The following is a 15069-nucleotide window of genomic DNA, read 5'->3' as shown; positions in this document are numbered from 1 at the left end:
TGACTCAGACTCAGACAGCGACTCAGACTCAGATAGCGATTCGGATTCAGACAGCGACTCAGACTCAGATAGCGATTCCGATTCAGACAGCGACTCAGACTCAGATAGCGACTCCGATTCAGATAGCGATGCTGATGTTGATACAGATGAGCCACTTGTAGATGATATTTTTGAAGGAGATCATGCAATTACTGGTGAGGCTGTACCAAATGCGGAGATTACAATTCGTGATAAGAATGGTCGCGTAATTGGAAGTGGAAAAGCTGATAGTAAAGGTGAATGGTCAATCACTGTTTCTACTGAATTAAAAGCTGGTCAAGAAGTATTCGTAACAGCTAAGGCAGAAGGTCAAAATGCAAGTAAGACTGTTAAGAAAAAAGTAGGAGCGAAAACAGCAACACCAACTGTAGATAGTGTGAAAGATGGCGACACTATCATTACAGGAACAGGCGAACCTGGTTCTGAAATCATCATTACAGATAAAGATGGTAACCAACTAGGCAAGACAACTGTTAAGAAAGATGGTAAATGGTCTGTGAAAGTTTCAGAAGTAAAAGCAGGTGACGTATTGTATGTTACAGCTTTGAAAGACGGCCAAGCACCTAGTGATTCAATTAAAGTTACTGTAAAAGATGCTGCTGGTAATAATGGCAACAACTCAGGTAACAACGGTAACAATTCTGGAAGTAACAATGGTGGAAGTAATACTGGCGGAACTAAGAAACCTGGTGGTGGATTCTTACCGAAAACAGGAGCTGTGACTAGTGCAGCACCAATCTTCGGTGGATTAATTGCTGGATTGTCTGGTTTAGGCTTCTGGAAATCTAAGAAAAACAAGAAAAAATAAATCAATAAGTAAACACAGATAGGTTAATTCGATGAGGGGGATCGCTCCCTCATCGTTTTATAATTGAGGAGGGCAACTGATGAATATAACAGAAATGAAAGTCAATCAGCTAAAACAATTATTCGAAACATTCGCAACATATGATAATCCGAATCTTAGCAATAAAATTTTTATTTTAAGTTATGGAAATCATGAATCTCGTTGCCAAGTAAAAGAATTTTATGGCCGAACAATCCAACAAAGCTGGGATAAGTTGATGTCATTTTATCGTTCGTTGCCAAACGAAAACAATTATTTACGCGTTGATTTAATAACTGATGAAACAGTTATTACATATGATGACTTGCTGGCAAGTTTTAGCGAAATTAAACGCAACAATTATATCACATTTGGTATTCGGTTAGAAGGATTTAAGAAAAGAGTGTTTTTAAAAGAAGAGTTAGTTGCTAATGCTATTCTTACGCCTGATAAGAATCACAAAGTAGGGCAAAATGCGCCAAATATGACGATTGATTTTAATAACTATGCAGCTTATGTTAAGAAAAAATACAATGTTCAAGAGCATTCATTGAATTTTCTTCTAAAATCCAAAATCTACAAGTTTTCTACTAAAGCATATTTCTTAGATGTAAATGATAGCCATGAATTGGAAAATTATGGACTAGGCAATGAGTTTCGTGTGATTGATGAAGATAACTTAAAATCAACATTGGATTTAGTGATTAAAGAAGGTGCAAATTATTTAGTCAACCAGTTGCATGAAGATGGCAAATTTACTTATGGCTATTTCCCGTGTTATGACAAACAAATTCGAAATTATAATTCTGTGAGACACTTTTCTTCTGTATATGCATTGTTAGAATCAGCTGAATTTTTAAATGATGAAACTATGATTCAACGAAGTTTAGAAGGATTAATATGGGGGTTTGAGCACTTATCTACGACAATCGATGATAACTATTTGATTAAGGATCAAGACAGAGGAGAAGTTGAGTATAAATTAGGGGCACAAGCAATGGCAATTCTTGCTGCAGCTAAATATACTCAAATTACTAACGATACTCAATTTTTTGAAAAAATGAAGACGCTCACTCATACAATTGAAAATAAATTCCTAACTTCTGAAAATAAAACTATTCATGTATTAAATGCTGAATTAGAAGTTAAAGAAGCTTTTAGAATTATCTATTATGATGGTGAAGCGCTATTTTCTATGTTACGTGCTTATGAATTGATGCATGATGAAGAAATTTTTGCTTTATGCAAGCGATTGATGACATATTTTGTAGAAAATAATTATGAAAAATACCGTGACCACTGGCTAAGTTATGCAGTTAATGAATTTTTGAAGCATGAGCAAAAAAATGAATATTATCAATTCGGCTTGAAAAATGCTTTGAGCAAAATCGACTTTATTGAAAAACGCGATACAGCGTATCCCACAATGTTAGAATTATTGGTTGCAGCATCTAAAATGATTTTAAAATTAGAAACATACGAACATCGTTCAGAAGTTATTTCGGATGAAGATTTTTATCAAGCAAAAGCTAGAATTTTTGAAGTAATGGAGTATCGTGCATATCATCAGGTAACTACAGGAGTGATGTTTCCTGAATTTGCGATGTACTTTAAAGCACCTCATAAAATAGAATATGGATTTTTTGCAAGACATGATCGTTTTAGAATGAGAATTGACGATGCAGAACACTTTTTATCTGGTTTTGTAAACTTTAGTGAATTAACATATGGGAGGGATTAGCGTGAGCTATGGTGGTATTCGAATACTTGTTTTATTTGGACTAGCTATTTACGCATTTGTCATTAAAAATAAAATAAAAAAAAGACGACAAGAGCATATTGACCAATCTTTGGAAAATTATGAAAAGGATGAAAATGGCTTGTATCCTTGGGAGGCAAATACCGACGATTCCCCGGAAAATATTCCTCAAAATGCAAAAGTATTTAAAGAAAAGGATAAAGTTCGACGAGGAGGATGGTAAAGAATTTTTGTATTTGAAAGTCCAATACTATTAGCTGTGATGTTTTTTCCCCAAGAGTGACAATTGTTGTGTTTTAGTTATTTTGAGAATAAACACAAAATACTACCTTTTTAGGAGATTAATTATGTCTATAAATAAATTATCGCAATTTTCACTTTATGTTATACAAAAAAAAGTAACAGAAAAACCTGAAATATCGATTATCATTCCAACTTACAATAGAGAAACGATTGTTCAAGAATGCTTAGATAAACTGAAATATACAACATATAATAAGAATCTTATTGAAGTGATATTAGTTGATGATTGTTCAACAGATAACACCTATGAGTTGCTTAATCAGTATACAATGGTTTTTCCAAATATAAAAATCTTAAAAAGAAAAGAAAATTCTGGCGGTGCATCTGCACCACGCAACGACGGATTACACTTTGCTTCTGGGAAGTGGGTTTTATTTTTAGACTCCGATGATTATTTGACTGAATATGCATTAGCTGATGCAATGAACATTGTAGAAACAGATAGCAAAATAGATATGGTATGTATGCCTTATTATCGAGGAGCAACGAGTAAACGAGCAATTAGTAAGTCTGCATTTCATTATACTGAAACTGTTACAGGGCTACAATTTACTGAAACGAAACTATATAATTCATTAAATTCAGTTGGAAAACTATTTAAGCGTGAACTTATTGAAAAGTACGCATTAGATTTTCCTCTAGGCATACGTGTTAGAGAAGATAACTGGTTTATGATGAAAATTTATAGTGTATCAAATAACATAGCCATCTTGGGCAATCAAAAAGATTATTATTATACTCGTGATAAAGACGAGGTGTCATTATCTCAACAAGGAACACCACCAAGAGATGCTGTAAAAATCTTTTTATCTGTATTTGATTTTATCCAAAGTTTAGAAGAGAACAGGCAGAAAAAACAAGATCTATTGGCTATTTATTTGAATCGTTATACAGATATGATTAAAAGAGGTAAATATGCACCAGTACGTTTTTTTGAACATACTAAAAAAACTCTGCCATTAATTCATGATAATCAATTTGCTGATGAGAACACTAAGGAATTCATTCAAGATTTAATTTCTGGTAAATATACGGTGTTAGAAAAAAATTAATGGTATAATTATGAGAAAATGAATGTTTAACGAGGTGCTCACATGACAAACGAACTAATCATCACGATTGTTTTCAACGGCAAAGAAATTTCACATCGCATGAATGGAGTGGAAATAAATTCATTAGAACAAGCGGAACAGCAGGCAAAGGAAACAATTGAAAAGTTTATTGAGAGATACAAGTTGCGAGGTCAAATGGCTGAGAAAGTTCGAGAAGATTCATTTTGGAATGAAGAAACCTTTCAAGTTTCAAATGAGGAGGAACGTCGAAGCCAGTCGCATTCCCCAGAATTAGAAAGTCTTTTAAAAGATTATTTGAAACAAGCAAATATGGATTTAAAAGAAGCGACGAAACTAGCAAAAGAAACGATTGTTGGCTATTATGATTTGATTTTAGCTTTGGAGTATGAAGGTTATTCTCGAGAACAAGCGACGATGATTGTCGAAAATAGTCCACGAAGATCCGAGCGATTAAATTTGTCTGTGATGGTTTTGGGAGATAAAGTCTATCCTGAAGTTAATCGAGAAATCGCTCAATTAAAAGGTTTTTATTTTGAAGATTAAACGAGTACCAGTTAGCTGGTGCTCGTTTTTTCCGTAAAACTTTTAAAAGACTTTAATAGATAGAATGCAAATGGCAATTTAAAGTAACTCCCTACTTAAATTTTCTGAAAATTATCCGATAATGGTAGTTGGTTGTAAAATAAAAAGGAGGAGTTCTTGTGAAGAAGAAAAGTATTCGTTCGAGTGTTATCGTGATTTTGATATTGACCGCACTAATCCCGATTATTATTATGTTGTTAAGTTCTTTTAGTAGCACGAGAAAATTAATTGTAGAACGAAATAATCATACAGCTGCAAGTGCAGCTGAGGCAATTTTGTCCGAGGAAAAAGTACTTTATGAAGGGACACAAGATCGATTGAATGAGCTTATTCAATTTTCGGTCGTTCAAGAGGGCAATGATTTATCAGCTATTAAACAAACATTGGAGGCGGCAGTAGCTGGAGATGCCACGATTCAAGAATTCATTCTTGCTAAGGAAGATGGACAATATATTACACGTCCGGTTTTAGGGGGAGAGTATGATCCGACAACTAGACCTTGGTTTACTGGTGCTATTGAGAATTCAGGGGAATTCTTTTGGACTGAACCTTATGTGGATGCGAGTTCAGGTGAATTTTTAGTCTCTGTTGCGAAGGCATTCCAAAATAAAAATGGTGAGCAGATGGTCTTAAGTTTCGATGTGTCTTATCAAAATGTGAGTAAACTGATTGAGCACTTAGCTATTGGTCAAACTGGGACGCTTTCTTTAGTAGATGAAACAGGAATTGTTATTGCATCAGGAATGAAAGAAGAAATTGGTATGGATGTAAGCGATGATGACATGTTTAAAAGTATTTCAACTGCCGATAAAAAGAATGGTTCGATTACGCTAAAAGATTCAGAAGATTTAGATAGTATGTATTACGATAAAAATTCTGTTTTGGGTCATACGTATGCAGTTATTCGTATTGGTAATTCGGAATATGCAGCGGAAACAGGGGCGTTGATACGTTCATCCTTAATTGTGGCAGGAATTATGCTGGTTCTTTCAGTATTGTTCTCATTGGTACTAACTCGTTTTATTCAATCAATCATAGCAGTCTTTGTGCGTTCATTTAAACAAATGAGTGAAGGGCAAATGGTTACGATTAAGAAAGATACGAAAAAAGACCAATCATTTAAAAATCGAGGAGAGCAATATGTTTATCCAGCTGAAAATGGCACGGAAATTCATCAAATGGCCTTCCATTTCAATGAGATGATTGATGCTGTCGGAACTTTGAATCAGCAAGTGAAAAAACAAAGTGATACAGTCGCATCGATGTCTCATTCCTTGTTAGATTTATCGAAACAAACGAATTTAGCTACAGAGGAAGTGACAGAAACGATTACTGGTATTGCTGAAGTTACGGCAACACAAGCACAAGAGACGGAAACAAGTGTATTACGCGTGCATGATTTATCTGCGGTTGTCGAAGAGTTGAGTACAAATGTTAATGAAATGAATGAAGAAGCACAATTGGTTCGGAAAATTAATGACACGAATATGCAGGCAATGTCCGAAGTAGATTCAAATTGGCAACATGAATTACAACAAATTAGTCATTTGAAAACAAGGATGAGCAGTATGAATACTGATATTCAGGATATTACTCAAATTATTCATGTCATCAATGATATTTCCTATCAAACCAATTTATTAGCTTTAAACGCATCGATTGAAGCCGCTCGTGCGGGTGAGTCCGGCAGAGGATTTGCTGTTGTGGCGACTGAAATTCGCCAATTAGCAGAACAAAGCAAATCATCAACGAAAGAAATTGAAACGATTATTGATAAAATACAAAAACAATCTTCAGGTATGGTCGAACAAACATCACGTTCCTTAGATGGCGGTGAAAAGCAAACCAATTTGATTCATCATGCAATTTCTTCTTCAGAACAAGTATTTAACCAAACGTCTAATTTATTAAGTAAAATTAGAGAGATTGAATTGTTATCAACTCGTGTAACTGAAGTTCAACAAGTTGTGTTAGAGAATTTAGAAAGTATCTCTGCTTCAACAGAAGAAAATGCTGCTGGTACGCAAGAAGTTTCAGCGAATGCAGAAGAAGTGTTGGCTACAATGGAGGAATTTATGGCATATGTAGCGGACTTACAACAAGTTTCAGAAACGTTGAAAACTTTAACCAATGCATTTAAAATTGAATAACTGTAAAAATTCCACCGAACGTATGTTTTGTTCGGTGGAGTTTTTGTGTATAATAAAGAAGAAGGGAGTAATGTGAATGTATCAATCGATTAAAGCAATTGAACAACTGCTAAAACCGTTAAATAAGCAATTATCTAATATTCAAGAGGATGGCAATGAGGACTATGAAGGCTGCCTTTTTCAAGTCAATCAACATACGTTTCGTAGTCGTTTAGCGAAAAAAACACCTAAAAAGAAAGGTTATTTTGTGGCTTGTTGGCATAAGGATGAAGAGAATCAGCCGTTTGCTTTAGAGGAAACACCTGACAAAGTGATTGTATCGATTTTGGATGAGAGAGCAGGACAATTTATTTTTCCAAAAGAAGTGCTTGCGCAAAAGGGTATTTTAAAAACGACAACCAATAAAGGAAAAATGGCCTTTCGACTTTATCCTACTTGGGAGACAGAATTAAATCTGACGGCACAAAAAACACAGAAGTGGCAACAAGAATATTTTATAGAACTATCTGAAGACTTGGATAATCAATCACTTGCTGCGCACTATTTTCATTAGATGCAAAAACACATTGCAACACGAATCGAATAGGTGTTGCAATGTGTTTTAATCTTCAGAAATAAATGTACCATCTAACGTATATTTCATATTCACTTTGGTATAGCCACGAACGTCATCAACACCGACAGACCAATAAGTCTGTTTTTCTGTAATTACAAGAACGACAATACTTACGCCGGTATAATAGACATCTTTTTTCTCGATGCGTGCCTCGGTCTCTTTAATGATTCGAGGAACAACAGTAAAATCGATGGTATCAAACGAAATTGTATGTTGCAAATTGATAGTTGTAGGTGATGAATCTTTCTTCCATTTCATAAATAGATTGGTTGGATGAAACCAGTATTCATCTTGTAATTGCGTGTCGTTATTAATCCAACGAACGACGGCGTAATTTCCTGAATGTAGAATCGGATTTCTAGTATGTAGACTAAGACTTTCTACTAAAATATCTTCATTTTTAGAAGGGTTCTTCTGTTTCAATTGATTAAAATACTTAGTAATGGCTTGTTCGTCACGAAAAACATGTTGATCGATTGGAACAATAGTAGAAGAAATCCCTACAAAAAGAAATATCCCTGGAATTAGTAGGAAACTTATCAACCAATAGAAAATATTTTTCGTTCTTTTTTTCAAACCAATAATGAGGAGTGTCAGTACGGTTCCGGTAAGTATCAGACACCAAATATATGGTAACCATCGAATAAGCTGATGGCGTGTTTCCACTGTTTGGTATTCATTTAAACCAAAGAAATCTGATAAATTTAAATTATTTAAAACGATAATGGTTCCAATGCAGGCTAAAATCAGAATTATAAATAACCAAGCAAATATGCGGAGTAAAGTTTTTTTCATTATGTTCACCTCTATCGAATAGTTTAGAGTTTTTTTAGATTCTGTACAAGTGTTATACTTTCCAAAAAAAGTAAAGCATTTGATTGTTTACCATTTTGGGAGTGTGAGATCAATGAATTCCATCCTTTCAATTGATACAAAAAGAGTACAATTCCAACGATTATCCACAGTAATCCCGCTCTTCTCTTTTCTTTTTGATAGAAAATCCTTTCGTTAACTCCAAAAACATATTATACTGAGTATAAGAAGACGGAAACTTGGTGCATAAATAAAAAGATGTGGTGATTATATGAGACCAAAAATGTATAAGAAAGAGCAGTTAATCCAAGGTGCATATGAGTATGTTCGCAAAAATGGTTTTAACAAATTTACTGCTCGAAACGTGGCAGATAGCATGGGAATGTCTACTCAGCCCATCTATGCCCATTTTAGTAATATGCAAAACCTAAAGGATACTCTGATTGAAACAATTGTGGTTGAGATGCAGCATGATGTTTTCCCAGTAGCAAAAACAGGGGAGAAATTGTTAGATGGCTTTTTGAATTATGTTGAATTTGCACAGAAAAACCCTAAATTATTTGCGGCTATTTTTGTCGAGAGCGAAACATCAGAGCCAGTGATTTATCAGTATTCATATCGTTACTTTAAAGACACGACAAAAGACACAATTTACGAGCAACTTTCAGAAGAAGAACATCGGTGTTTGCACGATGCCTTATTAATTTCTTCTACCGGAATGGCAACGTTAATGGCTGCCAAAATTATATCGTTGAGTCATGAGCAAGTTATCGCAGAAATTAATGAAACAATTCTTCATCATGTTCCTGAAAGAATGTATCATGAAGTCAAGAAAGCATTAAATATGTAGAAATTATCGGATGACTGAAGTAATTCTTGAAAGTTAGGCAAAAAGTCTAACATGGATAGAATGCTTAAGAAATCCGATTTTTTTAAGCGTTCTTTTAGAGCCAACTGGTTAGATTACTAAATAGGTTAAAGTCTCTTTTGCGAATCATTTATTAGTGGTATGATAACGGAAAATAACGGAATGAGGGAAGTGAACGAAACGTGGATGCGCAACCAATATTATTAGTAGAAGATGATCAAAATATTGCACAACTTACGAAAATGGGCTTGGATAAGTGGGGATTTCAAACAATGATTGCGGAGGATTTTCAAGATATTTTAGGTGTTTTTCATCAAGTGCAACCGAAATTAGTTATTTTGGACATCTCCTTGCCTTATTATAGTGGCTATCATTGGTGTCAAAAAATCCGGGAAATCTCGACAGTTCCAATTATCTTTTTATCTTCAGCAAGTGATAAGATGAATATGGTTATGGCGATGAATTTAGGAGCAGATGACTTTATTGCCAAACCATTTGATATGGAATTATTAGTGGTAAAAATTCAAGCAAGTTTCCGACGAACGTATGAATTTAATCAACAAGAGCAACAATTAACTTACCAACAATTGTCTTTATCGGTATTAGAAAATGAACTGCATTACCATCAACAAATCATTAGTTTGACACCAAATGAGACCAAAATTTTAGCGCATCTATTTGTTCATGCTGAACAAAAAGTAACAAAAGAAGAATTAATGGAAAAATTGTGGGAAAGTGAAGCTTTTGTTAGTAAAAATACATTGACTGTCAATATGACTCGTTTGCGTAAAAAACTAGCAGATGCAGGTCTTTCACGAGCGATTCAAACGTTGAAAGGAATTGGTTACATGTTGGTGATGTCTGATGAAAATGACTAAAGCTAGGTTTGTTTGGCAAGTTATCAAAGAGAATGTTTGGTTTTTAGTTGTTTATTTCTTATTAGTGGTAATGATTGGTAGTACGCTTTACTTTCACAATATTCCATCGGAGTATTACGTAGATACCTTGCTTTTTACATTTCCAATTGTTGTACTTACTTTATGTGTTCGGGGAATTCGCTTATGGCATAAACATCAGGCTCTTCAAGTCATTTTGAGTCAATCTCAAATTCATCACGTGACAACACTGACAGTAAGCACGTTATTGGAGCAAGACTACCATCAGTTGTTCGCCAAAAGCCAAGCACAATTACGGAAATTAGAAGAATCATATGAGGTAAAAGAGAAGGCTTTGTTAGATTATTCTGTTTTGTGGAGTCACCAAATCAAGACACCGCTTGCTTCGTTAGACTTATTAACACAGATGTTTCCAACGCAAGAAAAGCGACAATTGAAGGAAGAAATTTTTAAAATTCAACAATATTTAGATATGATGTTACAATTTTTACGCTTGCAATCGATTCAGCAAGATTTTCGTTTTGAAGAAGTCAACTATCAGCAATTAATTACACCACTTATCAAAAAGTACGCCCACTTTTTTATTTACAAAGACCTCGAAGTCGACTTGGTGAATTTGGATCAGAAGGGACTCTCTGATAAAAAATGGCTCGTTTTTTTGATTGAACAGATACTGTCAAATGCTATTAAGTATACAAAAGCAGGGCGAATTACGATTTATAGTCCAGAAAATCGCCCACAAGAAATACGGATAAAAGATACTGGACAAGGGATTTTACCAGAAGAATTGCCACGTGTTTTTGAGCGTGGATATACTGGTCTTAATGGTCGAGAAAACGAAGGGTCTAGCGGTTTGGGCTTATATTTATGCCAAGAAATTGCGGATCAGTTAGGTATTACTTTAAAGATTACTTCCGTGATTGGTGAAGGAACTGAAGTGTGCGTCACACTTCCAACATCGATGATTAGCGAATAGGACTCACTGTATGCACAATTTTTGTGTTAATATAGTGAGTTTTTTGTTTAATTAACTAAATGTGACAAAACTGTAGGATTCGACCCACTGATTGTCACTGTCTTTTCGTTGGCCATTCTTTTAAACTAAAAGGAGAAAAGGAGGAAGGAAATAATGGAATTATTACAAGTCAAAAACATAAAAAAAGTCTATCATCCTCGCTTGAGCAAACATCCTGTCGAGGCGTTAAAACGAATTGATTTTACAGTGAGTCAAGGAGAATATATTGCAGTGATGGGGGAGTCAGGTTCAGGAAAAAGTACCTTACTCAACATTTTAGCAACTTTAGATAAGGCTTCTGCAGGTCAAGTTCGTTTAAATGATATTGATTTAGCGACGATTGCAGAAGGAGAACTGGCAAAATTTCGCAGAGAACATCTAGGTTTTGTTTTTCAAGAATTTAACTTATTAGATACTTTTAATATCAAAGATAACATCTTGCTACCACTTGTTTTATCACGGGTTCCTTTAAAAGAAATGCTCAAACGCTTAGATCCTTTGGCAAAGCAATTAGGAATTGAAACATTATTGAATCAATTTCCTTATGAAATTTCTGGTGGTCAAAAGCAACGAGTAGCAATTGCGCGTGCACTTATCACCGAGCCAGATCTGGTCTTAGCGGATGAACCTACAGGGGCGTTGGATTCAAAATCGGCGAATCAATTACTGCAACTCTTTCATCAAATCAATGAAGAAGGACAAACGATTTTGATGGTGACACATAGTGTTTTAGCTGCGAGTCACGCCAATCGGGTACTCTTTATCAAAGACGGCGAAATTTTTCATCAATTGTATCGTGGTCAACGGAGCCAAGAAGTATTCATGGACGAAATTAGCCAAACGATTTCTATTTTACTTAAAGAAGAGGTGTAGCGGATGTTTTATACTAAATTAGCTACTCGCAATATATTGAAGAATAAACCTGTCTATTTCCCATTTTTATTTTCGATGATTTTCATCGTCATACTTAATTTTTTAATGTATGTCATGTTGAAGAATGAGGGCATGACTAAAATGCCTAATGCACAAGCAGTTCGTAGCATGTTTAATCTCGGACTGATTGTGATTATGATTTTTTCAGTCATTTTCTCGATTTATACGAATGGCTTCCTAAACAAACACCGCAAAAAGGAACTTGGTTTGTATAATGTACTAGGATTGGATAAAAAAGCAATTGGCTGGATGCTTTTTATTGAAAGTATTCTTAGTTTTTTACTATCTTTGGGTGGAGGATTGTTAATAGGAAGTATTTTTTCAAAATATCTATTTCTAATCTTGAAGAAATTAACTGGTTTTGGTGAACACTTTACATTTCAATTAACTGCAGAGATGTTTTATCTAACGGCATTGTTCCATGCGTTTATTTTCTTGAGTCTATTCTTAATCAATCTTCTTTCGTTACGACGTGCAAATCCAACGGAATTGTTGCGAGGTAGTAATGTTGGTGAAAGAGAGCCAAAAGCGCGTTGGTTCTTGAGCGTGATTGGTCTTATTTGTTTAGGGATTGGGTATTATTTATCTTTAACGATTGAATCACCACTTAGTGCATTGTATACATTTTTTTATGCGATTCTTTTAGTCATTTTCGGCACATATATCGTGATGATTACCTTTAGTATTAGTTTGTTAAAATTTTTAAAAAATCGTTCTTCGATTTATTATCGTCCGAAAGCCTTTATTAATATCTCGGGTATGTTATATCGAATGAAACAAAACGGGATGGGGTTAGCAAGCATTTGTGTATTGAGTACCATGGTTTTAGTGACTATTTCTTCTACGGTCGGGCTGTTTGCTGGGAAAGAAGATAGTTTGCGTAATCAGCATCCGTTTGATATGCAGCTAGGCACTCAGACAACCGGTGAAGCGATTGAACCTAAGTTGACAGAATTGATGGAAGAATATACTATCACTCCTGACGAATTTTTTGTCTTCAATGATTATGTTGAATTGCCAACCTTAGTCAAAGAAGGAACGAAATTTAATGAGTCTAGTCAACGTGATTTTTTAGAAAAGCAAAAAGGTGCCAATCTCAACTTAGTAGACATGGAAATAATGACAGCGGAGGAATATGAAATGTTTAGCGGTAAAAAAATCATATTATCTGCTGATGACGCTTATGTCTATACGTCAGCAGAGCAATTAGACGAATTACAATTAGGAACGAAAACATTTCAAGTGACTGCGCTTGACGACTTTCCTTTTTCCACACATGAAGCGAGTCTTATTGATAGATATACTGTGGTTGTTAAAGACCGAAGTGTGCTAGAGGATATCGTGATGAATAGTCAAATAAATACTACAATTGGGACACGCATCGCTCTTAATTTTACAGCAGAAGGTGACAGAGAATCGTTTGTGGAAGCTGTCAGCCGATTTGTTCAAGAATTGAATGCAAATGCTGGAGAAACGACTGAGATGTATGCTTATTTTGAGTCAATTGATCAGTCAAGAAAAGATATGTCAGAATTAGTCGGTGGTTTTTTATTTATTGGAGTGATTTTTAGTCTCAGTTTTATCGTAGCAACTGGACTAATCATTTACTATAAACAAATTTCAGAAGGCTATGAAGATGCCTATCGTTTTGAAGTGATGCAAAAAGTTGGAATGAGTCATAAAGAGGTGAAACAAACCATTCGTAGTCAAGTGTTAATGGTCTTTTTCTTCCCGCTGTTGTTGGCAATTGTTCACTTGCTATTTGCTAGTCCAATTATCCAAAAATTATTGTTAATTTTTGGTTTTCACAATCAGACCTTGTATATCATGGTTACAGCGCTGGGAATTTTAGTCTTTAGCTTATGTTATTTCATTGTCTATTTACAAACATCGAAAATTTATTACCAAATTGTTGAAAGACAACATTCATAATCAGTGAGGTGGTTACTATGAATCAATCAGAAGGCTATTTTGTTTGGCTTGAACCACAACACACGTATGTGAAAGCCACAAAAAATCTGGAAGTTATTCAACCAATTGAAGAACTCCGCTTGTCTGAAGTAAATACCGAAGCAGTCGCAACAATCTTACAATTGATTTGGTGTAAAAAAACTGGTTGGATGAATCATCAAATTGGTGCACACAGGGAACAAGACAAGCAAATTGCAAAAGAATTAGGGATATGGTAATTTTTTCAAGCTAAAACAGCAGGCTATTCGTTCATCGTAAGCGAATAGCCTGCTGTTTATTTGGAATCAAAATAAGACATTGCAAATGCTTTGAATTCTTGAGTTGTTTTGGTTTGATAGCGTTGTTTGGCCCAAGACAACCAAATGGTTCTTTGACAAACTGGGGATTGAATTTTTAAGAGTGGTGGTAAATTTCGATGTGATTTATCAGCCCAAGAATAAGGAACAAAGGTTACACCAAATTCAGCATAGACGAGTTGGATAATGAAATCGAAACTTTCGATTTCAAAGGCAATATCAGGTTTGAAACCCGCTTCATAACAGAATAGTTTAGTCATTTCTCCAAATGTATAATCACTCGTTACACTAATAAAACTTTCATCTTTAACTTCACTAAGATGGACGCTTTCTTTTTGTGCGAGTGGATGACTCGGTGGCACTGCTAAATAAATATCTTCAGTCAATAACGGCTGACATTCAATGTCTGGATGATCTGTTGGTGTATAGAAAATTCCCAAATCAATTTCACCATCAAGTAATTGTGCTTCCAATGTTTCTTGTTGCGTAATATGTGAGATTTTGAAACGACGCGCAGGGTGCTGAATAAAAAATTTTTGGAATAATTCTTGTAAAAAACGTGAAGATGAGGCACCGATAATCACACTGTTTTCTTTTTGTTCAACTAAGTGGTTCAGCTGATATTTACTATGTGTTAACTCACGGAAAATACGTTCGACGGATTCTAAAAAAATTTCGCCATACGTATTTAATTTGATGCGCTTGCCAACACGATCAAAGAGCGGTACCCCTAAATCTGTTTCTAAGTTTTTGATTGATTTACTAAGCGATGGTTGAGCAATATGCAATTCTTGGGCAGCAGCTGTCATATTTTCTAATCGTGCGACTGTTTGGAAATAGCGTAATTGGGTAAGTTCCATAAATGTGCCTCCTTATTCCTAAAAGTAATTAATATATAATTTATTATATATTTAACTTACTGATTTGTC

The 15069-nt window shown here is 34.8% G+C and carries 15 protein-coding genes; 13 read left to right on the top strand and 2 right to left on the bottom strand.

The genetic code is table 11. The annotated features are described in order from the left end of the window. The 7 genes from BAU17_RS05635 to BAU17_RS05605 form a co-directional block, all read left to right on the top strand. Window positions 1-847: Ig-like domain-containing protein (locus BAU17_RS05635; RefSeq protein WP_161901848.1), on the top strand; the 847-nt coding region annotated here is incomplete at its 5' end. 79 nt (window positions 848-926) lie between these two features. Next, window positions 927-2606, top strand: coding sequence for a hypothetical protein (locus BAU17_RS05630; protein WP_161901847.1), 1680 nt, complete (start codon window positions 927-929; stop codon window positions 2604-2606). Window position 2607: 1 nt separating this feature from the next. After that, on the top strand, window positions 2608-2847 hold the full coding sequence (locus tag BAU17_RS05625) for a tetraspanin family protein (RefSeq protein WP_161901846.1): 240 nt from the start codon (window positions 2608-2610) through the stop codon (window positions 2845-2847). A gap of 124 nt (window positions 2848-2971) precedes the next feature. Further along, window positions 2972-3979 (top strand): glycosyltransferase family 2 protein, encoded by a 1008-nt coding sequence (locus BAU17_RS05620; protein WP_161901845.1) that lies wholly within the window; start codon window positions 2972-2974, stop codon window positions 3977-3979. A gap of 42 nt (window positions 3980-4021) precedes the next feature. Further along, on the top strand, window positions 4022-4543 hold the full coding sequence (locus BAU17_RS05615; RefSeq protein WP_161901844.1) for a hypothetical protein: 522 nt from the start codon (window positions 4022-4024) through the stop codon (window positions 4541-4543). Between the two features lie 158 nt (window positions 4544-4701). After that, window positions 4702-6732 carry a methyl-accepting chemotaxis protein gene (locus BAU17_RS05610; RefSeq protein WP_161901843.1) on the top strand — a complete coding sequence of 677 codons (2031 nt, stop codon included), beginning with the start codon at window positions 4702-4704 and terminating at the stop codon, window positions 6730-6732. Between the two features lie 76 nt (window positions 6733-6808). Beyond that, on the top strand, window positions 6809-7285 hold the full coding sequence (locus tag BAU17_RS05605; protein WP_161901842.1) for a MepB family protein: 477 nt from the start codon (window positions 6809-6811) through the stop codon (window positions 7283-7285). 48 nt (window positions 7286-7333) lie between these two features. On the opposite strand, the gene BAU17_RS05600 is transcribed toward BAU17_RS05605, so the two are convergent. Beyond that, window positions 7334-8143, bottom strand: coding sequence for a hypothetical protein (locus BAU17_RS05600; RefSeq protein WP_161901841.1), 810 nt, complete (start codon window positions 8141-8143; stop codon window positions 7334-7336). Window positions 8144-8432: 289 nt separating this feature from the next. On the opposite strand from BAU17_RS05600, the gene BAU17_RS05595 reads away from it, so the two are divergent. The 6 genes from BAU17_RS05595 to BAU17_RS05570 all read left to right on the top strand — a co-directional run bounded on the left by BAU17_RS05595 (window position 8433) and on the right by BAU17_RS05570 (window position 14062). Next, entirely contained in the window at window positions 8433-9011 is a 579-nt protein-coding gene (locus BAU17_RS05595) for a TetR/AcrR family transcriptional regulator (RefSeq protein ID WP_161901840.1), read from the top strand. A 200-nt stretch (window positions 9012-9211) separates the two neighbouring features. After that, on the top strand, window positions 9212-9907 hold the full coding sequence (locus tag BAU17_RS05590) for a response regulator transcription factor (protein ID WP_231475117.1): 696 nt from the start codon (window positions 9212-9214) through the stop codon (window positions 9905-9907). Then, a complete protein-coding gene (locus BAU17_RS05585) occupies window positions 9894-10901 on the top strand; it encodes a sensor histidine kinase (protein WP_161901839.1) in 1008 nt (335 codons plus the stop codon). Before BAU17_RS05590 ends, BAU17_RS05585 begins: the two co-directional genes overlap by 14 nt. 153 nt (window positions 10902-11054) lie before the next feature. Beyond that, window positions 11055-11813, top strand: a complete 759-nt coding sequence (locus BAU17_RS05580; protein WP_161901838.1) for an ABC transporter ATP-binding protein — start codon at window positions 11055-11057, stop codon at window positions 11811-11813. A gap of 3 nt (window positions 11814-11816) precedes the next feature. Then, on the top strand, window positions 11817-13805 hold the full coding sequence (locus BAU17_RS05575) for an ABC transporter permease (RefSeq protein ID WP_161901837.1): 1989 nt from the start codon (window positions 11817-11819) through the stop codon (window positions 13803-13805). 17 nt (window positions 13806-13822) lie between these two features. Further along, complete coding sequence (locus BAU17_RS05570) at window positions 13823-14062, top strand: hypothetical protein (RefSeq protein WP_161901836.1); 240 nt, start codon at window positions 13823-13825, stop codon at window positions 14060-14062. A gap of 56 nt (window positions 14063-14118) precedes the next feature. Here BAU17_RS05570 and BAU17_RS05565 read toward each other — a convergent pair whose 3' ends face one another. After that, a complete protein-coding gene (locus BAU17_RS05565; protein WP_161901835.1) occupies window positions 14119-15000 on the bottom strand; it encodes a LysR family transcriptional regulator in 882 nt (293 codons plus the stop codon). Window positions 15001-15069 lie beyond the last annotated feature (69 nt).

The organism is Candidatus Enterococcus willemsii (genome assembly GCF_009933335.1).
GTDB lineage: Bacteria > Bacillota > Bacilli > Lactobacillales > Enterococcaceae > Enterococcus_F > Enterococcus_F willemsii.
The sequence above is the reverse complement of the archived record's forward strand: the minus strand, read 5'-3'. Positions and strand labels throughout refer to the sequence as shown.

Excerpts from the sequence above, each read along its gene's own strand:
- BAU17_RS05565 (WP_161901835.1), bottom strand. The coding sequence starts at position 15,000 with ATGGAACTTACCCAATTACGCTATTTCCAAACAGTCGCACGATTAGAA.
- BAU17_RS05570 (WP_161901836.1), top strand. The coding sequence starts at position 13,823 with ATGAATCAATCAGAAGGCTATTTTGTTTGGCTTGAACCACAACACACG.
- BAU17_RS05615 (WP_161901844.1), top strand. The coding sequence starts at position 4,022 with ATGACAAACGAACTAATCATCACGATTGTTTTCAACGGCAAAGAAATT.
- BAU17_RS05575 (WP_161901837.1), top strand. The coding sequence starts at position 11,817 with ATGTTTTATACTAAATTAGCTACTCGCAATATATTGAAGAATAAACCT.
- BAU17_RS05585 (WP_161901839.1), top strand. The coding sequence starts at position 9,894 with ATGAAAATGACTAAAGCTAGGTTTGTTTGGCAAGTTATCAAAGAGAAT.
- BAU17_RS05600 (WP_161901841.1), bottom strand. The coding sequence starts at position 8,143 with ATGAAAAAAACTTTACTCCGCATATTTGCTTGGTTATTTATAATTCTG.
- BAU17_RS05595 (WP_161901840.1), top strand. The coding sequence starts at position 8,433 with ATGAGACCAAAAATGTATAAGAAAGAGCAGTTAATCCAAGGTGCATAT.
- BAU17_RS05630 (WP_161901847.1), top strand. The coding sequence starts at position 927 with ATGAATATAACAGAAATGAAAGTCAATCAGCTAAAACAATTATTCGAA.
- BAU17_RS05620 (WP_161901845.1), top strand. The coding sequence starts at position 2,972 with ATGTCTATAAATAAATTATCGCAATTTTCACTTTATGTTATACAAAAA.
- BAU17_RS05605 (WP_161901842.1), top strand. The coding sequence starts at position 6,809 with ATGTATCAATCGATTAAAGCAATTGAACAACTGCTAAAACCGTTAAAT.
- BAU17_RS05580 (WP_161901838.1), top strand. The coding sequence starts at position 11,055 with ATGGAATTATTACAAGTCAAAAACATAAAAAAAGTCTATCATCCTCGC.